The organism is Thermaerobacillus caldiproteolyticus (assembly GCF_013761245.1).
Classification (GTDB): Bacteria; Bacillota; Bacilli; order Bacillales; family Anoxybacillaceae; genus Thermaerobacillus; species Thermaerobacillus caldiproteolyticus.
The window spans coordinates 168,077-189,311 of record NZ_JACDUT010000003.1 but is presented as its reverse complement, the minus strand read 5'-3'; the positions used below and the strand labels follow the sequence as shown (position 1 = coordinate 189,311).

Here is a 21,235-nt window from a genome sequence, read left to right as displayed (position 1 = left end):
CCATATTAAGAATAGGAGTAGGATACTATTTTTTTGGAAAGATGTGACGCAAGGAAGAGATTTTTTATTGAATCGTTTCTTTTTTATATTTTTTCTTTGTTGCTTCACCTCCACGCAAATGACGAATTGATTTATGATAATCAAGAATTTCTTTAACCTCGCTTGCTAGCTCCGGATTAATTTCGGGGAGCCGCTCGGTTAAATCTTTATGAACGGTACTTTTGGAAACGCCAAATTCTTTCGCGATAACGCGAACGGTTTTCCTCGTCTCCACGATATACTTTCCAATCTTGATAGTACGCTCTTTGATGTAATCGTGCACACCACTCGCCCTCCCTAAGTTGGATGTGAGAAGTGTGAAATGAGACTCGCTTCGTTGATGATAAAAAGCTCTTCCACTTGTTCATTTCGAAAGCATCTCGGACTCCATTCTTGCTGTTACAGACGATCCCCACCTCAAACACTCTCGTTGTTGTTAAGTTTGTAACATTTTATTAGACAAATGGTTCATATATGCCAGAAATATCAAGGAGGACAAGAGATTTTCCATAATTTTTTTGTAACAAGATAAAAATGGGAACGACTATAGATAGAAAGGAGTGAATCATGATGGGAAAAGGGCGAATCATTGGATGGTTGGGATTGTTTGCTGGTCTAGCCGCAGTAGGGGTGTTTTTTACTTCAAACAGCATGATGAAATCGGAGGCAAAAGATACTCCCCCGCAAAAGCAACCGCAGCATCATCACGGTGGAATTGTCGCAGGCACATTACAACCATCGCTTGTATATGAAAAGAAAAACAATCGATATGTGTTTACGTTTATGGTGAAAAATCAAACGGAACGCGTGCAAAAAATCACATTTACAAGTGGAAAAAAATATGACTACATTTTGTATCGCGATGGGAAAAAGGTCAAGCAGTTCAGCGAAGGAAAAGCGTTTATCCAAATTTACGAAGAGCGCCCATTAAAACAAGGGGAGGAACTTGTCTTTACGGAAACGTTCGAATCATTACCGAAAGGTCACTATACGCTCGAATGGTGGCTTGCCGACCCAAATTGGCCGAATGCAAAGGCCAAAGTGACGTTTACGGTGGAATAAGAAAAGCTGTGGTCATCGCTTTAACGCTGAAAGCAACGTCTGTCCCCGGCAAAGGTACGTACCGCCTCAAGAATGAAGATTAGTTTTCAACAAACATTGCGGGATAAAAAAGCGGAATGTCTTACTGATTCACATAACATTGCATTATTAAGGTTATGAAAACCTGCCTTGATGTAAAAGGCAGGTTCGTTTTTTCGTTCAACCCTTTATGCTTTTTTCACCAAACTACCAAGCAGCAACCATTCCGTCAGTACGGGCTTCTGTACCTCCAGCCAACACTCCTGTATGCGGATCGCGCCAAATAATTTGTCCGCGTCCGAATGCACCTGAATCGAGGGCGACGTGAATGTCGTGTCCTTTTCGGGCTAAGGCCTGAGCGATGTCGTGAGGAAAGTGATGCTCGACGAGAATCTTTTTCCCTTCTATCCATTGCCATCTTGGTGCATCTAACGCCGCTTGCGGGTTTAAATGAAAGTCGATCGTATTCATCACCACTTGCAAATGCCCTTGCGGCTGCATAAAGCCGCCCATGACACCGAATGGCCCTATCGGTTCCTTTCCTTTTGTAAGAAATCCCGGAATAATCGTATGATACGTTTTCTTTCGCGGTGCTAACCGATTATCGTGTGTCTCATTGAGCGAAAAATTATGTCCGCGGTTTTGCAAAGCGATTCCTGTTCCCGGCACGACTAGACCGGAGCCAAAGCCCATATAGTTGCTTTGAATAAAGGAAACCATATTGCCTTCTCGATCAGCTGTTGCTAAATAAACCGTCCCCCCTTTTGACGGCGTCCCCGGTTCAGGAAATAACGCTTCTTCGCCAATCAGCTTTCGTCTTGACCGGGCAAATTCCTCTGATAATAGCTCATCGACAGAGTGCTTCATGTAACGAGCATCGGTAATGTATGTTTGTCCATCTACAAAAGCCAGTTTCATCGCTTCGATTTGTTGATGGTATGTCTCTATTGTTGGGATATTAGGAATGTCAAATTCCTTCATGATATTCAATGCCATTAACGCAATCAATCCTTGCCCGTTAGGGGGAATCTCCCATACATCGTAACCCCGATAATGAACGGAAATCGGTTTGACCCACTCGACTTCGTATTCGGCTAAATCATCGAAAGATAAAAAACCATGATATTGTTTTGAATACGCAGCAATTTTTTCTGCTAATTCTCCTCGGTAAAAACTTTCGCCCTCTGTTTTTGCGATGGAACGCAATGTATCAGCATGGTCTTTCGAAGCCCAAACTTCCCCGATTTTCGGCGCTCTCCCTCGAGGAGCAAATATTTCAAACCAGCTTGCAAATTCGGGCCCCTTCAGATAAGTTTGAAACTCACGAAACGCGTAGTTCCAGTACTTCCCTAATATCGGTGAAATCGGATAACCATTTTCTGCATATTCAACGGCTGGTTTTAATACTTCCGTTAGCGGCAGTCTTCCAAACCTCTTTGACAAAGCGACCCAAGCCGCCGGGGCTCCCGGAACAGTCACAGGGACCCATCCATGTTTTGGCATTTCATTATATCCCCGTTCTTTTACCGCTTCAATCGATATTGCTTTTGGCGAATAGCCGCTTGCATTCAATCCATGAAGTTCCCCGTTCACCCAAACAAGTGCAAATGCATCGCCGCCAATTCCGTTTGAAGTCGGCTCAACAACTGTCAAACATGCCGCGGTGGCAATCGCCGCATCAATGGCATTGCCGCCTTTTTTTAAAATATCCAGCCCTGCTTGAGCTGCTAACGGTTGCGACGTAGCGACCATTCCATTGGCGGCAAACGTCGTCATCCGTTGTGAAGAATATGGGTAGTGCAAATAATCAAGCTGCAGCATCGTCTCCTCTCCTTTTTCTTCTCATCATCCTACTAAACAACATAGTGATTTTTCCCGTTTATGATTGGACATCGCGTATGGAATACCGACATCCTTTTGGCGGACTCACTAGATGACCTAGTTGCTTTTTCGTTTATATACCATTCCTTATTCGACTCGCGAAATGTTTTTCCTTTTCTATTTTGAGTATGTATGTTATGAAAAAAATCACCTACCCCTTCTTCATTTACGAGAAGGAGTAGGTGATTCTTTTTTGAATTAAAAATTACGCTCTTGCCATTCCAATGGAAGCGTCTGGCGTTTTAGAAGAAGATGGCTCTTGTTCATTTGGTGCTGTTGTTGTATTCTCATCTGTTGATTGATCTTTCGATTGAGTTTCTTCGTCAGATTGTGATTGTTTATCTGTTTGAGATTGTTCATCTGTTGTTTGCTCACTGTTTTGGTCAGTTGCGTTTTGCTCTCCAGCCTTTTGTTCAGTTAAAGCAGTGACCGGTTTATCAAAGTAATCGATTGGGTTTACCGGCTTGCCGTCTTTGCGAATTTCAAAGTGGGCATGAATGCCTGCCTCTTGATTAAATTGGCTTTGTCCCGCTTTGCCGATGACTTGTCCTTGTTTAACGCTATCACCAGATTTAACTTTTAGGTCTGCAAGAGATTGATAAACAGTCGTAACGCCTTTGTCATGCTCAATCTCCACCACATAACCTAAAATCGGGTCCTTTTCTGCCTTTGTCACAGTACCGCTTAAAGAGGCGGTAACATCAAATGTTTTGCCGTCCTTCGTGGCAATGTCGATCCCGCGGTTTGGATGATACGTATTATTATAAAAGACAAGGGCTGCTTCCTGTTCTTCTTTTGATGCGGTGTCATCATAGAATGGTTTTTGAATTTCGACAGTGTTTGGATCAAGGACTGGCATCACAAAATTTTCAACTGCTTCATTAACTGGGACGGCTGGATCATTGTGATGAGATGTTCCCGGAACGTCTTGGCTATATTCATACTCATCTTTTGCCACTTTTCCGTCATTTTTGTTTTGGAACCAAAGTACTCCTGCTAAAATTAACGCAGCACTCGTTAAATAAATGGCTGGAAACACCCAACGCTTTCTGAGCAAACGCTGTAAACTTGGTCTTGTCGGAGAAGTTTGTTTCTTTTCTTCCTCTCTCATTATTCATCACCTCAGCAACCATTTTGAACAGAAAGAGGAAAATATATACATGATCAAACTATTTTTTCATTTATTTTTTGAAAAAAGGGTGATTTTATGCAAAAAAAAGAGGCGGAAATACGCCTCGCTCTACTTTTTCACGGTGAGTTTGTTTAAAAAAGCTGTTGCTGAGGAAATATTCACGCCTTGATAGTAGTACTTTACAATTTGATCATATGTTTTTCCTTCCTTTGCCATAAAATTCGCTCCGTATTGACTCATACCAACACCGTGTCCATATCCTTTTGTTGTAATGACAATTTCATCCCCTTTACGTACCCATGTAAAATCCGTCGACTTTAAATCTAGTTTTTCACGCACTTCTCTTCCCTTGAACCGCTTTCCATTAATTTCAACAACATCCACACGTTTTCCCGGTGTTCGTGAAATGACAACACCGACGGACCCGTCTTTCGGCAAAGTGACTCCTAATTTTTGTTGAAATTCAGCAACCGACATAACTGTTTGGTTGTAAAATTTCGGCGACTGTTTATCCCACGGACTCGCTACACTTTTTAAGTAAGGGAATTCATTTTCCCAATATGCTTCTGAGTTCTCCGTAAAGCCGTTGCTTGTCGAGAAAAACGAAGCTTCAATAGGAACATTATTATACGTCAAAATCTGTCCACGAGTTGCTTCCACCGCTTCGGTGATTTTTTTTATTTTCCAGTCGTAGTCATTTCCCCAAAGCTGTTTTAACTCTTCATTGCTGTAATAGACTTGATGCATGATTGTATCGGTGACATTGGCTCCTTTTGGCAAACTAATTGGTTGATCATTAAGCATTTGTTTGACAATATAGGTTCTTGCTGTTAGTGCTTGCGCCTTAAGTGCCTCCATTTCAAATTCAGCCGGCATTTCCGCTGCGACGACACCGATCACATACTGCTCAAGCGGAATATGCTCAATACGTTTTTCTTTGCTGCGGTACACTGCTACCTCTACAGCCGGTCCCCTTTCTTGCGTTTTAGCTTTGACCGTCTGCACTGCCTGCTGCTTACGAAGCTCTTCAGCTAGTTTCCCGTCCTCTTTGTCGCTAAACGGAATGACTAATAGAGTCGGGATAAGTAATACAACGAAAAATAAAAAAGAAACTAGTACGATGAGTGGTTTTACACGTTTCATAGTCCGAGCCCCCAATATGAATTTTTCAAGCGCAAGCATAAGGACGAAATCATCCTTTTTCCGGCGATCTTGCAGGCGCGGTCATATGTGCTTGCATAAATAAACGGTCGCCATCAGAGTAATGGCTGCCGTTTCGTTATTACATAGTTATGGGCTTGGACAAGTATATATGACAACTTCTTTTAGTGATCTATCAATAGGATGGAAAGAACAAAAAGAACTTCTCTTTGAGTTCGTACTTCCTACTGAATTCTCGCTGCGACCAGCTCTATCACTTCCCAATACTGCTCGCCCACTTTTTCTGCATGTTTGAAACAGCTTCTCACCTCAATTCGCGTATTTCAAATTCTCTTTCTTTTATTAATCTGCCATATAATAAAAGACCGATTCCTGACGCATTCCGTGATATTATGTAGCTAATGCGCTGGGATATGACTTGCTGTTCTTCCGCTAGTAGACTAATTTCTTAGCGTTTCTTCAGTACTTATTCGTTAATATCGTCAGCACATCACTGACTGTTATGCTACTATACATTAATGTCCGTTCTTGTTCTTCTCTTAAACTTTTTCTAATACATTTAACCGAATTTCTACATTGTTCAATCAGCCAAATCTTTCATCTGCACCATAAATAAACCGCTTCAAAGGCTCTTCTATCCATTCAACCTTCTTTCCAACATAAATTGTTTTTTATAACTGTATCACAACTCTTCTTCTCTTGGCGAAAACAAACGGAAAATTAAAAACGACCATTCACTACTGTTTTTTACGTAGTTGACGGTCGTTTTTCTTTGTCTTAGAGGTTGAGATCCTTTACCTTGGCATCCTCGACAGCAATATTGCTTTCTTCATTGATACGCTCGATATCAGCACCAAGAGCAGCTAATTTTTCATGAAAACGAACATAGCCGCGATCAAGATGCTTCAACTCCGTTACACGGGTGTACCCTTCTGCAGCTAATCCTGCTAAAATTAACGCAGCCGCTGCACGCAAATCAGTCGCTGCTACTTCGGCCCCTTGTAGGTTACAAGGTCCGTTAATGATAACAGAGCGCCCTTCAATTTTAATGTCTGCGTTCATACGACGAAATTCTTCGACGTGCATAAAACGGTTTTCAAATACCGTTTCCGTAATCATGCTAGTTCCTTCTGCTTTTAACAATAATGCCATCATTTGTGATTGCATATCAGTTGGAAACCCTGGATGCGGCATCGTTTTGATGTCGACGGCTTTTAATTTTTCTGGGCCGATGACGCGTAAACCGTTCTCTTCCTCAATAATGGTTACACCCATTTCTTCCATTTTCGCAATTAGTGAGCTCAAATGCTCTGGAACAGCACCTTGAACAAGGACGTTTCCTCCTGTAATAGCTGCCGCTACCATGAACGTACCTGCTTCGATGCGATCAGGAATGACAGTATGTGTTGTGCCGCTTAACTTTTCTACCCCTTCAATACGAATTGTTCCTGTTCCGGCACCGCGCACTTTCGCTCCCATTGCGTTTAAAAAGTTGGCCAAATCAACAATTTCTGGCTCTTTAGCACAGTTTTCAATGATAGTTGTTCCTTCTGCCAACACGGCAGCCATCATGATATTTTCTGTTGCTCCCACACTTGGAAAATCTAAGTAAATCTTTGCCCCGCGAAGTTTCCCGTTTACTTCCGCATCAATAAAGCCGTTCCCGACTTTCACGGAAGCGCCCATCGCTTCAAACCCTTTTAAATGTTGGTCAATCGGACGTGAACCAATCGCACAACCGCCTGGCAAGGCCACGCGGGCACGACCATTTCTTGCAAGTAACGGACCCATTACAAGAACAGAAGCACGCATTTTGCGTACATATTCAAACGGGGCTTCTAGCTTTAGCTCTCGTGATGCATCTACAGTGATTTTATTTTCGTCTATCATTACTTCTGCGTTTAAATAACGCAGTACCTCACTGATCGTATACACATCGGAGAGAGCAGGTACATCATGAATGACACTTTTTCCTTCACTCGCTAATAAGGTTGCGGCGATGACAGGCAAAACGGCATTCTTCGCTCCTTCGACTTTTACGGTGCCGCTTAACCGGTTTCCGCCACGGACGATGATTTTTTCCAAGGTATTCCCCTCCGCGTCCAATTTCTCTATATTAATATTCAATCGTAATGATTGGGGTTCCAACTACAACCGTAGTCTTTTGGCCCAATCCTTCCTTTCGTAATGCAAGCTGAATATTCATCGGATGTCTGTTGGTCGGAAGAGCGTTCTCCCACTGCCTAGTATATGCAGATACGGAGACAAATGTCTCTTCCCGCAATGCTTCAATTGGTGTGGCTTGAAATTCATGTAGAAGGTGATAAGCTTGTTTTAACAAAACACCTTTCATCTTATCACTGAATTCCCCTTTTACACAAGAGAAAAATGTAGGCTGTTTCGTAAAGAGTTGAAATGTTGTGTTTTTTACGATTCCGCTCGCTTCTCTTCGAGTTTTTTCGCTCCAATTTAATCCCTTGACCTCATAGAGGATATACGTTTGGGGCTGTTCGTTTGTGACGGTAGTAACAAGTTGAATTTTTTCTTGAATGGAGGAATGTTTATACAACCCTGTTGCTTTACGAATGTCGTGTTCTGTTTCTAACGTCCATCGAAATTGATTATTTTGTTTCTTTAGCTCGTTTAACTTTTTCAAAAAAGCCTGATCATTTTTCACGGTTGGGATATACTCTCTTGTGTAAATGGTCCATTCTTGAATATGCGCACCGTTTTTTTGTAATACATGAGCCATTTTTTCTATTTCTTGCAGCGGCTCTTTCCCTTTAGCCTCGCCGAAGGAGTATTGACACATCACAATAATGGTCAATAAGATTGCCAATATTATCAGTTCTCTTTTTTTCATCTTCATACCGTTTCACTTCCTCTCCTTATTGTTAGTGTTGCCAGATTGGAAGTGAACATACGCGAAAAAACTCGACAAAATCAGAAAAAAGATGAGGGGTTTTTGCGTTTATTTCGGTTCAACATCATCAGCAAAAAAGGCGAGCCAATTTTTTACTCGCCTCCGAATATAAATGGCAACTGCTTCGCCCAAGATAAGTAGTCCAAGAAAAAATTGCCGACTGTTGAACCAATAGCAATCGTCAATAAAATATAGAACAGGCGTGCTTGAAATACACGGTTCGGCTTTAAAATTTTTTCAATATGCACCCCTTGCAGCGTCCACCATGTTAACGCAATAAAAACAAGGTGGGCCATAATGCTTACTAATGCTTGTTGACCAAGGCTTGGCAGCATGATGTATGACACTCCTTTCGACCGATGAAAAAAGAAGGGGGAAGTTTGCCCCTTCTATATATATTGTAACGTTACTGAAGAAAATCGCCAAAATGTTGAAATTGATCTAAAAAGTTATAGGCCAGGCTTGGGATAATCCCAAATAAAATGGTACCAACAGCGCAAACAATAACCACAATGGTTACACCAAGCGGCAACTTGATAGGCTCATGCTCAGCTGTCGCGCGGAAAAAGATTTGGGTAAATAATCCAAAGTAATATACATAGGATACGACTGTTGTGGCAATCATAATAGCAGCGAGTACATAGTGAGCTGGTTCTGTCATGAACGCCCCTAAAAAGATATTTACCTTTCCAATAAAGCCTGCGGTTCCCGGTATACCGGCAAGAGACAGTAAGAAAATGCCCATTGTCATTGCCATGAACGGATTTCGTTTATAAAGCCCCGCAAAATGGCTGATATCTTCTGAACCTGACTGATCTGAAATCACTTGTAAAATCGCAAAGGCACCAAGATTCATGAGCAAATAAGCAACGAAATAAAACCATATTGAGTCCACCATCACCCATGACATCGCTGCAAAGCCGACTAAGACGTAACCGGCATGGGCGATGCTTGAATAGGCGAATAGACGCTTGACATTTCGTTGTTTTAACGCAATCGTATTTCCGATAATCATCGTCGCTCCTGCTAAAAAGGCAATATAATCTTGCATAGATAACAACATTGATGACGGGTCTTTTCCATGCGATGGAGCAGCCGCAAATATTGTAATAAATAGGCGCAAAACAATGACAAATCCAGCTGTTTTGGACACAACGCTTAAAAAAGCCGTAACCGGAGTCGGTGCTCCTTGATACACATCGGGCGCCCACATGTGAAACGGAACAGACGCAAGCTTAAACGACAGTCCAACGAATAAAATGAGAAAAGCAAGCGCAAGCAAATATTGTTGACCACCATCAGTGAGCGTACTTAATTGCACTGCGATCTTTTTTAAGTTCGTCGAACCGGTTAATCCGAATACATAACTCATGCCAAATAACGTCATCGCTGTTGAAATTCCGCCATTAATGACGTATTTCATCGCTGATTCATTCGACAGTCTATATGTTTTCCTTAGCCCCGCCAAGATATAAGAAGACACGGATAAAAGTTCCAAACCTACAAATAACGTTATTAAATCTCCGCTTGATGTCATCATCATCGCGCCGAGTAAGGCTGTTAAAAATAAATAATAAAATTCGCCGCGATACTTTATCCCCTCTTTTGGCTTATAATCAAGCGCCAGCAACAAAACAAGCGCCGCTCCTGCTAATAAAAGGAGCTTAAAGGCTTTTGCAAATGCATCAAGGCGAAACGTATCGTATAAAATGGATGCCGTCTTAGCTGGAAGAAGTCCAATAACAGAAACAAACGCAATCGCAACTCCCACGAACGCAAACCATGCAAGCAGCCGACGATCTTTGCCTCTTGGCATGAATAGGTCGATGAGCGAGAGAATGGTCGCCACACCAAGAATGATGAATTCTGGTGTCATCATTCCCCATTTATACTGAACTAAAGTCTCCCACTTCATTTCTCTCACCCTCCTAACCCGTCTAGCATCGTTTCAATCGTTGCTTGCAATGGATGCGCTAAAATATGTGGGTATACACCAATGAAAATAATAAGCCCTAAAAGCACTAGTACAGGAACGATTTCAATCACTTGAATATCGACAACTTCTCTGTAGTCACGCTTTGCTGTGCCGTACGTAATGTTTAATACCGCACGCAATAAATAAGCAGCTGTCATAATAATGCCGATTGTACCAATAGCAGCAATGATAGGCGCTACTTTAAATAGACCTAAGAACGCGGTGAACTCACTAATAAATCCAGACATTCCTGGCAACCCGAGCGAAGCCATCGCTCCCGCTAGCAAAAATCCAGCTGTTAGCGGCATCGCTTTTGCCGCTCCCCCTAAATTCCCTAGCATGGTCGTATGAGCTCGCTCGTAAAAGATGCTTACAAGCAAGAACAGTAAAGCAGAAATGAATCCGTGTGACACAACTTGGAAAATCGCACCTTGGATTCCGGCTTCATTGAGCGCTCCTAACCCGATTAAGACAATGCCCATATGGGAAATACTTGAGTAGGCAAGTACCATTTTAAAATCATCTTGAGTGAACGCTAAAAATGCTCCATACAGCAAATTCACAACACCTAAAATGGCAATGAATAACGCAAAATGTCGAAATTGCTCGGGAAATAGTCCAAGTCCAAAGCGAATGAGACCGAATGCCCCGATTTTCAATAGCACCCCTGAGTGCAACATAACAATCGATGGTGGCGCTTGAACGTGAACGCGCAACATCCAACGATGAAGCGGTACAATGGGTAATTTTACCCCAAATGCCACCAGTAGCGCGATAAATAAACCATATTGCAAATCATTAGAAATCGGTGCAATCAGTTGTGCCTTTGCAGCCGGATTATGTAGCATCTCTTTCAATAATGAAATGTTCGATGTGCCGGTCCGAGCAAATAAAATTAAAATGACAATTAATAAAATGGCGGAACCAATTCCGTTATAAATTAAGTAGCTATACGCTGCTTTTTCTTTTTCGAAATATCCCCATTTCCCTATTAAGAAAAACATTGGAATTAAAGTAATCTCAAAGAAAATGAAGAACAACAGTAAGTTTCCAGCAGCAAATACGCCGAGCATGCCGATTTCTAAAAGAAGAAACAGCATGAAATACCCTTTCCATTCTTTTTTAATATGAATGGAGGCTACCGCTGCAAGTGTTGCCAAAAGGGCCGTAAGCACGATCATCACAAGGGCGAACCCGTCAACATTCAGCTCGTAGTCAACAGCAAACGTTGATTCTGTGAGAAACGAAAACTTCCCAAAATGAATCCAATTATGTTTTTCCGCTAACCGGTTAAGATCATAACCCCGTAAATATTGGACGAAGGCAAATAACGCTAATATGAGCGAAGGCAATGTTGCCAAAAAACCGAGTAATTTAATTGTCTGCTCTTGCGTCTTTGGTACAAATGCTAACAATATAATGCCAAGCAGCGGGGAGAAAATGATCAGCGAAAGAAAGTACGTTCCATTCATTATAAATACCCCCCTGTGAAAGCAAGAATGACGACAAGAATCGTCAAACCGATCAACGTCACCGCTCCATACATTTGTACTTGCCCGTTTTGCAGTCGTGCACCGAATGCTCCGATCGCTTTTGTTATTGCGGCAATGGCAACTGCAATCCCTTCCACCACAAAGCGATCGATGTATTTGCATAATACACTAATGAATTTCGTCACATAGCCGAACGTCATTGCATAAAACTCATCAATATAATATTTGTTGAAAAGTACATTGTATGTGAGTGGAGCTCTTGAGCTGAGCCAATCTCTTGCTAAAGAACGTCTGCCGTACATAAGCCACGCTAATAAGATCCCAAGCAGTGAGACAACCGTCGCCACAACCATAATCCAACTTGGCGCTTCTTCATGAGCGAATCCCTCATCCGTAAGCCAGTCGCCGAGAAATGTGCCAAACCACGGTGTATTGATGTATCCAGAAAAAATGGCCAAAACAGAAAGCACGATCATCGGAAACGTCATAACGGCCGGTGATTCATGAACCTCTTTCGCCTCGTGACGCCCTTCCCCACTAAAGACAAGGAAGAATAAGCGGAACATGTAAAATGCGGTAAAAAACGCTGCCAAAACGGCAATCCAAAATAATACCGAATGCCCATGCGTCCATGCCGCCACCAAGATCTCATCCTTACTAAAAAATCCCGATAGAAGCGGCACGCCGCTAATCGCTAATGTTCCAATAAGAAATAGAGGCGCTGTCAGCGGCATTTTTCGCCAAAGACCGCCCATTTTCTCAATATCTTGCGTCTGAACCGCATGAATGACACTTCCAGCTGCTAAAAACAGCAAAGCTTTAAAAAACGCATGCGTCGTTAAGTGAAATATACCTGCCACATATCCTCCAGAACCAAGAGCAAGCATCATATAGCCAAGCTGGCTTACCGTAGAATATGCTAAGACGCGTTTAATATCCGTTTGTACCAAACCGATAGAAGCAGCAAAAATTGCGGTAAAACCACCTACTATGGCAACCGTCAACATTGCTGTTTCGCTTGCTTCATAAAGCGGAAAGAGCGCGGCAACAAGGTATACACCGGCTGCGACCATCGTAGCAGCGTGAATAAGTGCCGAAACTGGCGTCGGACCTTCCATCGCATCCGGAAGCCATGTATGAAGCGGAAACTGACCAGATTTACCCACCGCTCCGATAAAGATCAAAATCGCTGATAGCGTAATCATGGTTTGTGAAACGTTTCCTGCTTTGACTGCTGCGAAAATATGATCATATTCAAAGCTACCCGCTTGCCAAAATAATAGAATCATTCCGATCAGCAAGCCGACATCGCCGATGCGCGTCATAATAAACGCTTTTTTCGCTGCCGCTTTTGCTTCCTCTTTGTAAAAGTAAAAACCGATTAATAAGAATGAACCGAGACCGACAAGTTCCCAAAATACATATGTTTGCAACAAGTTTGGTGACATGACTAGACCAAGCATTGCAAACGTAAACAGGCCTAAATAGGCATAAAATACTGAAAACCGATCATCCCCGTGCATATATCCTTTTGAATATATATGTACAAGAAAACTGACAAGCGATACAACGACAAGCATGAGCGCATTCAGTGCATTCACTTCAAAACCAGCTGTGATTTTGATGCTGCCAATGGTGAACCATACTTGTTCTGCTTTATACGTCGGTGCATCAAGCCGTTCCAAAAGCACTGCTACAGCACCGATAAACGAAAGAAACGTCATGATAATGCCGACATAAGCACTGGTTTCTTTCATTCTCTTGCCGACAAGAAGTAAAATCAAAAAGGAAAAGAGCGGAAAAAGCGGTATAAGCCAAGCATTTTCCATCATTGTATCACAATCCCCTTTTTATAAAGAGCGATCTCTTTTAGTATTAGTAAGAGAACACCCCTTTTTCATTTTCGATATACCGAACTCGTTTTTATAAAAATCCCCCATATATATGGATAGCTCCTCTATCTGACCATCTCCATTAATGCTTCATCGAATCGATTTCATCGATACGAACTGTTTTTCGATTGCGGTAGAGCGCTATTAAAATGGCTAGTCCTACCGCTGCTTCAGCTGCGGCCACTGTAATCGTAAATAGTGAAAAGATTTGTCCTGTAATGCTCGGATTTCCCCCGTATTTGCTGAAGGCGACTAAATTAATATTGACTGCATTGAGCATTAACTCAATACAGATGAGCACAATGACTGTATTTCGTTTTGTCAGTGCTCCGTATAACCCGATACAAAATAACACTAAAGCCAGCACAAGATAGGCGGATAACGGAACAGAGCTCGTCATTTTTGCGCCTCCTCATCTTCTTTTTTCGCTAACACAATCGCCCCGACAAGTGCGACTAATAGAATGACCGACGTAATCTCAAATGGAATGATATATTTCGAGTATAAGGCGACTCCGATTTGTTCCGTATTTTTTTCATGAAGGTGTGTGGCCTGCTCGCCAAAATCCAAACGATAGATGCCGATATAGACAGCAATGCCAAACGCGAACACAGCTAACGCCGTTAAGGCTTTTCGCCAAAATCCCCCTGTCGTTGTTTCCTCTTCGTCTTGATGACGCGTTAACATAATTCCAAATAACATGATGATCGTAATCGCTCCGGAATAAATGAGTACTTGGACGGCAGCGACAAATTCTGCCGATAAGAGAACATAAAGACCGGCGATGCTTACAAATGTAAACACAAGCGCAACAACCATATGCACAACTTTCGTTAAATTGAGCATCATAACTCCACCGGCAATGGCGACAAGCGCGAGCCCTAAAAATGCGAGATATTCTCCGCTCACGGTTTATTCTCCTTTCTCACATTCGTATCATTTTCGTCAAGCCACGCTAAGTCTTTAAATAGAGCATCGCGACTATATTCTGCCAACTCAAAGTTATTCGTCATCACAATTGCTTCTGTCGGACAGACCTCTGTGCAAAGGTCACATAAGATGCAAATTTCAAAGTTGATATCATACGTATCAATAATTTTTCCCTTTTTCGTTGGATCAGGGTGTTTTTTTCCTGTCAATTGAATACAGTCCGTCGGGCAAATGTTGGCGCATTGATTACAGACGATACATTTTTCTGGGTAAAACTTTTGAATACCGCGAAATCGCTCAGGAAGTGCAAGTGGCTCGTTCGGGTAATCATAGGTGACTTTTTGCTTCGTTAAATTTTTTAGGGTATACGTTAAACCTTTTGCCAAGCCTATCATGTTATGCTCACCTCATTTCATTAGAAAAATAGACCCTTTATGAGCGCGGTAATAAAAATGTTGGCCAATGCTACTGGAAGTAATACTTTCCAACCAAATTCCATTAACTGATCGGCTCGCAGACGCGGAAATGTAACCCGGAACCAAATTAGCAAAAAAACAACCGCGCTAAATTTTAATGAAAACCAAACAGCACCAGGAATAAAATCAAGGAGCATAACAGGCTGCCAGCCGCCTAAAAACAATATAGTTGTAAGTGCCGCCATTGCGAAGAAATACACGTATTCAGCGAGCATAAAGAATGCCCAACGGAATCCTGAGTACTCGACATGGAATCCAGCGACAAGCTCGGACTCCGCTTCTGGCAAGTCAAACGGTGTTCGGTTTAACTCAGCGACCGAAGCGATGAGAAAGACGAGAAAGCCGATTGGTTGAACAAAAATGTACCAAACGTGCTTTTGAGCTTCAACAATATCGTTTAAATTTAGACTGCCAGCTAACAAAACGACACCAAGCACGGACATAACGAGCGGAATTTCATATGAAATCATTTGTGCTGCTGCCCGCATGCCACCGAGCAGTGCATATTTATTGTTCGATGCCCACGCTCCAGTGACAACGCCTACCGTCGTTAATCCGGAAACAGCAATATAGTATAACAAACCGACGCCGATATCAGCAAACTGAAGCTCATCTGTAAACGGCAATGTTGCTAGCACCATAAACGCCGGCGCAAAAGCGATTACGGGCGCTAAAACAAATAATGGTTTGTCTGCTGCTTTAGGAATCGTATCTTCTTTAAGAAGCAATTTTAAGACGTCAGCTACGGTTTGTAATAATCCCCAGCGACCACCGACTTGATTTGGACCATAACGTCCCTGCATAAATCCCATCACTTTTCGTTCCGCTAAAATCCCGTATGTGACAAAGCCGAGCACAACGAGTAAAAGAGCGGTCCCAAGTCCAAAAAAGATAGCTAAGTTCGTCCAACTTGGAGCAGAATGCAATAATTCCTCCATTATCCATCGACCTCCCCGAGCACAATATCAATCGCCCCTAGAATCGCAATTAAGTTAGCAATATTTTCTCCTTTTAATAATTTTGGGAGTATTTGCAAGTTGTAAAACGATGGTCGACGGAATTTGAGACGATACGGTTCTTTTTTTCCATCGCTGGCAATATAACAGCCGATTTCACCACGTGGAGATTCAATACGGACAAACGCTTCTCCCGGCGGTGCTTTAATAATGCGCGGCACCTTCGCCATAATTTCCCCTTCTTTCGGGAATTGTTCACACGCCTGTTCAATAATTTTTAGCGACTCCTCAATTTCGGCAAGCCGGCACTCATAACGCGCAAAGCAGTCACCGGTATCGCGTACGGGCACATCGAAATCAAAGCGATCATAAATGGAATACGGCTCGTTTTTCCGCAAATCCCACTTCACACCTGTACAGCGAAGGTTAACACCGCTTAACGAATAGTTTATGGCCTCTTCTTTTGTATATTTCCCAACACCGATAACGCGCTGACGGAAAATTTCGTTCCCTGTGACAAGCTCATGGTATCCTGCAAGCTGCTTGCGCATATAAGGAACAAACTCTTTCACCTTTTCAATCCAACCGTCCGGCGCGTCCCATTTGACGCCACCGACACGCATATAGTTAAACGTGAGACGTGCTCCTGACAGTTCATTTAGTAGATTAATAATCATTTCCCGCTCGCGAAACGCATACAAAAACGGACTTACTGCACCAATATCCAATAAGTACGTTCCCCACCAAACAAGGTGGCTGGCGATGCGCCCGAGCTCCATGGCAAGGACGCGCAAATACTCTGCTCGTTCCGGAACTTTGATGCCCATCATCGTTTCGACAGCGTGGCAAATGACATAGTTATTCGTCATCGCTGACAAGTAGTCCATCCGGTCTGTATACGGAATGATCTGCGTATATTGCAAGTTTTCCGCAAGTTTTTCCGTGCCGCGGTGAAGATAACCAATGACAGGTGTAGCCTCTTGAATAATTTCCCCATCGATTTTTAATACGAGGCGAAAAACGCCGTGCGTACTTGGATGCTGCGGCCCTACATTAAGAAGCATTTCTTCCGTTCGAAGCATAAGCTACACCTCCACATCATACGGTTCGTAATCTTTTCGGAGCGGATGACCAATCCAATTTTCTCCTAAAAAAATGCGAATTAAATTTGGGTGTCCTCTAAAGCGAATGCCAAGTAAATCATACGCTTCGCATTCCGGCCAGTTCGCTCCTTGCCAAAGCGGCACAAGCGAATCAATTTCTGGATGGTCTCGATCAAGCTTCACTTTTAGGGCAACTGACTGATGATTTTTGTACGAATACAGGTGAACATACACTTCCATATGCGTTTCAAAATCGGTTCCATGTAACTCCGATAAATAGTCAAACCCAAGCTGTTCATTGTATTTTAAAAACTCTGCGATTTTGTAATATGTATCTTTTTTTGCCACAAGAGTAGGAACATCTTTAGAAAGACGATTAATATAAGCATCTTCTAACACGTCATCGCCGAGATGCTCTTTAATGACTTTCACATATTTATCGAGCAACGGTTGGTTAGGTGATGGCGTTTCCTCCCGTTCTGGCGATTCCGCCCCGCCTGCGTTTGCGGCTTTCGCCTTTGCCGCCGCTGCTGCTTTTGCCTTCGCCGCTGCAATCGCCTTCGCTTTGGCTTTTGCAATTTCATCATCACTTGCAGCTGTACCGCTTCCCTCTTGTTGTTTCGCGAGTGCTTCCGCCTTCGCTTTCGCTTTGGCAGCGGCAATCGCTTTTTGTTTCGCTATGTCATCATCCGTTTCTTCATTTGCCGTTTCTTTTGCTTTTTGTTTCGCAAGAGCGGCGGCTTTTGCTTTCGCTGCTGCGGCCGCTTTTTTCTTTGCGAGATCTAGGTCATCTTCACTTCCCACTGATGACTCGGTTTGTTCTGCTTCTTTTGCCCTCTGTTTCGCCAGCGCCGCGGCTTTTGCCTTTGCTGCTGCCGCGGCTTTTTTCTTTGCCAGTTCTAGGTCGTCTTCTTGTTCGCTGGTCTCTTTTTCAGAATGGGCCGATGTTTCTTCGAGCGTCTGTTCAGTTTGCTCGGCGGCTTTTTTAGCAGCTATGCGTTCACGAGCTAATTGTTTCGCTCGTTCTGCTGCTTCTTTTTTTTGCTGCTGTAAATCTTTTTCATCGCTCATCGACTACAGCACCTTCTTCCCTGTCTTTGCTTCATAACGAATCTTTTCTTTTAACTTATTAATTCCGTAAATCAATGCAGCCGGGTTCGGAGGGCATCCTGGAATATATACATCGACTGGCACAATTTGATCGACACCTTTCACGACCGAGTAGGATTTGATGTATGGCCCTCCCGCTGTTGCACAGGACCCCATCGCAATGACCCATTTCGGTTCTGGCATTTGATCATATAAGCGGCGAACAATCGGGGCCATTTTTTTCGTTACCGTTCCCGATACAATCATAACATCTGATTGACGCGGAGAGGCTCGGAAGAAGGAGCCGAAACGATCTAAATCGTAATGAGAAGAACCAACGCCCATCATTTCAATCGCGCAACAGGCTAACCCAAACGTCAATGGCCATAACGAGTTGCTGCGCGCCCAAGCTTTCAATTGTTCTAATGTTGTCAAAAAGACATTGCGTCGCAGTTCTTCCATTTCTTCTTCCGGTACGTTCAACAATTTTACATCCATTTTAACACCTTCTTTTTCCAAGCATAAACGAGACCAATTACCAACATAAGAACAAAAATGAGCATTTCGACCAGAGCGAATAATCCAAGCCGATCGTAAGCAACTGCCCACGGATATAAAAATACAGTTTCTACATCGAAAATGACGAATAAAAGCGCGAAAATATAGTAGCGAACATTAAATTGAATACGTGAATCATGGAATGGTTCGATTCCGCTTTCGTATGACGTCTGTTTCGCATCACTCGGTACATTCGGTCGTAAAAAACGCCCTGCCGTTAACGCAACAACAGGAAGCAAAATCCCCAAGCATAAAAACACAAAAACGATTAAATAGTTATTTAAGTATACATTGAGCACCCCTATGTCCGCCCCCTTTGCCATCTATTACCTTAAATTTTTTAAAAATATCAAATAATTATGACATGTAATCGATATCATTATAACATTTATATCCAGAAGTGTCGACAGAACGCTATTCCCTTATCTTATAAGGAATATATTGATATTGTTTAACTTTCATGAATAATAAAAGCAGAGACGATCCATTAAATGAGATGAGCAAATGTTCTTGCCTCGGAGAAGTGCTTGTCACTTCAAAACGGGCCGGTTGGCACAGAAGGGCCAGCCGCCGAACTAGACAGTTTTCTTTTCGGACAAATAAAAAAGAACGGGAGAAACCATTCTCTCCCGTTCTTTTGGATTTATTTTGTTCCAGCTACATTTAAACGATTGATTGCCCGTTTTAAAGCAAGCTCTGCACGTTTAAAATCGATGTCGTCTTGTTTGCCTTGCAAACGTTGTTCTGCGCGTTCTTTCGCCGCTCTTGCGCGAACGACATCAATATCTTCTGCTTTTTCTGCTGCTTGTGCTAAAACGGTCACTTTATCTGGACGAACTTCAAGGAATCCGCCACTTACAGCAATCAGCTCTGTTTTCCCATCCTTTTTTAAGCGTAATGCCCCGATTTCCAGTGGAGCTACTAACGGAATGTGCCCCGGTAAAATTCCGAGCTCTCCGCTTTTTGCTTTCGTGCTAACCATTTCGACGTCCGCTTCATATACCGGGCCATCAGGAGTAACGACACTGACTTTGATCGTTTTCATCATAAAATCCTCCTAGGTCCCTAAATTAAACTTCTACGCCCATTTGCTTCGCTCTTTCAACGACCTCTTCAATGCGTCCTACTAAGCGGAAAGCATCTTCAGGAATATGGTCGTATTTACCTTCAAGAATTTCTTTGAAGCCGCGAACTGTTTCTTTAACAGGCACGTAAGAACCAGGTTGACCTGTAAATTGCTCCGCAACGTGGAAGTTTTGTGATAAGAAGAATTGGATACGACGAGCGCGCTGAACGACAAGTTTGTCTTCATCAGAAAGCTCATCCATACCAAGAATCGCAATAATATCTTGCAATTCTTTGTAACGCTGTAATGTTTGTTGTACTTTACGTGCAACTTGGTAATGTTCTTCGCCAACAATTTCTGGTGAAAGCGCACGAGATGTGGATGCAAGCGGGTCTACCGCAGGGTAAATCCCCATCTCCGACAATTTACGCTCTAAGTTAGTTGTTGCATCTAAGTGCGCGAATGTTGTCGCTGGCGCTGGGTCTGTATAGTCGTCCGCTGGTACGTAAATCGCTTGAATAGACGTGATAGAACCAACAGCTGTTGAAGTGATACGCTCTTGTAATTGACCCATTTCTGTCGCAAGCGTTGGTTGGTAACCTACCGCAGATGGCATGCGTCCTAATAGCGCAGAAACCTCAGAACCTGCTTGCGTGAAACGGAAAATGTTGTCGATAAAGAGCAACACGTCTTGTCCTTGTTCGTCACGGAAATATTCCGCCATTGTTAAACCTGTTAATGCCACACGCATACGTGCTCCAGGTGGCTCGTTCATTTGTCCGAACACCATTGCCGTTTTGTTAATAACGCCGGAGTCTTTCATTTCATGGTAAAGGTCGTTACCTTCACGAGTGCGTTCACCGACCCCAGCAAATACAGAGATACCGCCGTGCTCTTGAGCAATATTGTTAATCAATTCTTGGATAAGAACTGTTTTACCTACACCTGCACCACCGAAAAGACCGATTTTTCCACCTTTAATGTATGGCGCAAGCAGGTCTACAACTTTAATTCCTGTTTCTAAAATTTCTACCTGCGTAGAAAGTTGCTCAAATTTTGGTGCTGGCTTATGAATTGGATCGCGGCGTACATCCGCTGGAATGTCGCCATCTAAGTCAATCGGTTCGCCTAATACGTTGAATACGCGCCCAAGCGTTACTTCACCTACTGGAACGGAGATTGGCGCACCTGTATCAATGACTTCCATTCCACGAATGAGACCGTCTGTTGATGCCATAGCAATGGTACGAACCGTGTCATCACCAAGGTGAAGGGCTACTTCTAATGTTAAGTCGATATCGATTTCGTTTTCGTTGCGCGCTTTGTGCTGAATTTTAAGGGCGTTGTAAATCGCAGGAAGATGTCCGTTTTCGAACTTTACGTCTACAACTGGACCCATAACTTGAATAACGCGTCCTTTTGCCATCGTTTTCCCTCCTAACTTGCTACTTGCAAAGCTTTTGGGTCATAAAACGCTGATT

21 protein-coding genes are annotated in these 21,235 nt (G+C 42.9%); 1 reads left to right on the top strand and 20 read right to left on the bottom strand.

The genetic code is table 11. The features are described from left to right. Positions 1-64: 64 nt before the first annotated feature. Entirely contained in the window at positions 65-322 is a 258-nt protein-coding gene (gene spoIIID / locus HNR31_RS06270) for a sporulation transcriptional regulator SpoIIID (RefSeq protein WP_181555409.1), read from the bottom strand. A 287-nt stretch (positions 323-609) separates the two neighbouring features. On the opposite strand from spoIIID, the gene HNR31_RS06265 reads away from it, so the two are divergent. After that, positions 610-1,101: a BsuPI-related putative proteinase inhibitor gene (locus HNR31_RS06265; RefSeq protein ID WP_181555408.1), complete on the top strand. Its 492-nt coding sequence runs from the start codon at positions 610-612 to the stop codon at positions 1,099-1,101. Positions 1,102-1,326: 225 nt separating this feature from the next. Here the strand turns inward: HNR31_RS06265 and HNR31_RS06260 are convergent, their stop codons facing one another. From HNR31_RS06260 to atpD, 19 genes are all read right to left on the bottom strand, one after another. Continuing rightward, complete coding sequence (locus HNR31_RS06260; RefSeq protein ID WP_220129423.1) at positions 1,327-2,940, bottom strand: gamma-glutamyltransferase family protein; 1,614 nt, start codon at positions 2,938-2,940, stop codon at positions 1,327-1,329. 265 nt (positions 2,941-3,205) lie between these two features. Then, on the bottom strand, positions 3,206-4,111 hold the full coding sequence (locus HNR31_RS06255; RefSeq protein WP_181555407.1) for a M23 family metallopeptidase: 906 nt from the start codon (positions 4,109-4,111) through the stop codon (positions 3,206-3,208). Positions 4,112-4,240: 129 nt separating this feature from the next. Next, positions 4,241-5,275 carry a stage II sporulation protein D gene (gene spoIID / locus HNR31_RS06250; protein WP_181555406.1) on the bottom strand — a complete coding sequence of 345 codons (1,035 nt, stop codon included), beginning with the start codon at positions 5,273-5,275 and terminating at the stop codon, positions 4,241-4,243. A gap of 795 nt (positions 5,276-6,070) precedes the next feature. Next, positions 6,071-7,378 carry a UDP-N-acetylglucosamine 1-carboxyvinyltransferase gene (gene murA, locus HNR31_RS06245; protein WP_181555405.1) on the bottom strand — a complete coding sequence of 436 codons (1,308 nt, stop codon included), beginning with the start codon at positions 7,376-7,378 and terminating at the stop codon, positions 6,071-6,073. A gap of 31 nt (positions 7,379-7,409) precedes the next feature. Continuing rightward, a complete protein-coding gene (locus HNR31_RS06240) occupies positions 7,410-8,162 on the bottom strand; it encodes a YwmB family TATA-box binding protein (RefSeq protein ID WP_233414473.1) in 753 nt (250 codons plus the stop codon). A 146-nt stretch (positions 8,163-8,308) separates the two neighbouring features. Continuing rightward, positions 8,309-8,551, bottom strand: coding sequence for a DUF1146 family protein (locus HNR31_RS06235; protein WP_181555404.1), 243 nt, complete (start codon positions 8,549-8,551; stop codon positions 8,309-8,311). 71 nt (positions 8,552-8,622) lie between these two features. Then, positions 8,623-10,131 (bottom strand): NADH-quinone oxidoreductase subunit NuoN, encoded by a 1,509-nt coding sequence (gene nuoN, locus HNR31_RS06230; protein ID WP_181555403.1) that lies wholly within the window; start codon positions 10,129-10,131, stop codon positions 8,623-8,625. A gap of 5 nt (positions 10,132-10,136) precedes the next feature. After that, on the bottom strand, positions 10,137-11,663 hold the full coding sequence (locus HNR31_RS06225; protein WP_181555402.1) for an NADH-quinone oxidoreductase subunit M: 1,527 nt from the start codon (positions 11,661-11,663) through the stop codon (positions 10,137-10,139). Then, complete coding sequence (gene nuoL / locus HNR31_RS06220; protein WP_181555401.1) at positions 11,663-13,516, bottom strand: NADH-quinone oxidoreductase subunit L; 1,854 nt, start codon at positions 13,514-13,516, stop codon at positions 11,663-11,665. The genes HNR31_RS06225 and nuoL overlap by 1 nt, the downstream gene beginning before the upstream one ends. 142 nt (positions 13,517-13,658) lie before the next feature. Continuing rightward, positions 13,659-13,976 (bottom strand): NADH-quinone oxidoreductase subunit NuoK, encoded by a 318-nt coding sequence (gene nuoK, locus HNR31_RS06215; RefSeq protein WP_181555400.1) that lies wholly within the window; start codon positions 13,974-13,976, stop codon positions 13,659-13,661. Further along, the gene (locus HNR31_RS06210) at positions 13,973-14,485 is read right to left on the bottom strand and encodes an NADH-quinone oxidoreductase subunit J (protein ID WP_181555399.1); all 513 of its coding nucleotides are present in this window, start codon (positions 14,483-14,485) and stop codon (positions 13,973-13,975) included. Before HNR31_RS06210 ends, nuoK begins: the two co-directional genes overlap by 4 nt. Continuing rightward, the gene (gene nuoI, locus HNR31_RS06205; protein ID WP_181555398.1) at positions 14,482-14,901 is read right to left on the bottom strand and encodes an NADH-quinone oxidoreductase subunit NuoI; all 420 of its coding nucleotides are present in this window, start codon (positions 14,899-14,901) and stop codon (positions 14,482-14,484) included. Before nuoI ends, HNR31_RS06210 begins: the two co-directional genes overlap by 4 nt. A 20-nt stretch (positions 14,902-14,921) precedes the next feature. Then, entirely contained in the window at positions 14,922-15,923 is a 1,002-nt protein-coding gene (nuoH, locus tag HNR31_RS06200) for an NADH-quinone oxidoreductase subunit NuoH (protein WP_181555531.1), read from the bottom strand. After that, complete coding sequence (locus HNR31_RS06195) at positions 15,920-17,020, bottom strand: NADH-quinone oxidoreductase subunit D (RefSeq protein ID WP_181555397.1); 1,101 nt, start codon at positions 17,018-17,020, stop codon at positions 15,920-15,922. The genes nuoH and HNR31_RS06195 overlap by 4 nt, the downstream gene beginning before the upstream one ends. Positions 17,021-17,023: 3 nt before the next feature. After that, positions 17,024-18,112, bottom strand: a complete 1,089-nt coding sequence (locus tag HNR31_RS06190) for an NADH-quinone oxidoreductase subunit C (RefSeq protein ID WP_181555396.1) — start codon at positions 18,110-18,112, stop codon at positions 17,024-17,026. 3 nt (positions 18,113-18,115) lie between these two features. Beyond that, entirely contained in the window at positions 18,116-18,628 is a 513-nt protein-coding gene (locus tag HNR31_RS06185) for a NuoB/complex I 20 kDa subunit family protein (protein WP_181555395.1), read from the bottom strand. Then, the gene (locus tag HNR31_RS06180; RefSeq protein WP_220129421.1) at positions 18,619-19,011 is read right to left on the bottom strand and encodes an NADH-quinone oxidoreductase subunit A; all 393 of its coding nucleotides are present in this window, start codon (positions 19,009-19,011) and stop codon (positions 18,619-18,621) included. Before HNR31_RS06180 ends, HNR31_RS06185 begins: the two co-directional genes overlap by 10 nt. Before the next feature lie 320 nt (positions 19,012-19,331). After that, the gene (locus HNR31_RS06175; protein ID WP_181555394.1) at positions 19,332-19,733 is read right to left on the bottom strand and encodes a F0F1 ATP synthase subunit epsilon; all 402 of its coding nucleotides are present in this window, start codon (positions 19,731-19,733) and stop codon (positions 19,332-19,334) included. Positions 19,734-19,758: 25 nt separating this feature from the next. After that, positions 19,759-21,180, bottom strand: coding sequence for a F0F1 ATP synthase subunit beta (atpD, locus tag HNR31_RS06170; RefSeq protein ID WP_181555393.1), 1,422 nt, complete (start codon positions 21,178-21,180; stop codon positions 19,759-19,761). Between the last annotated feature and the right edge of the window lie 55 nt (positions 21,181-21,235).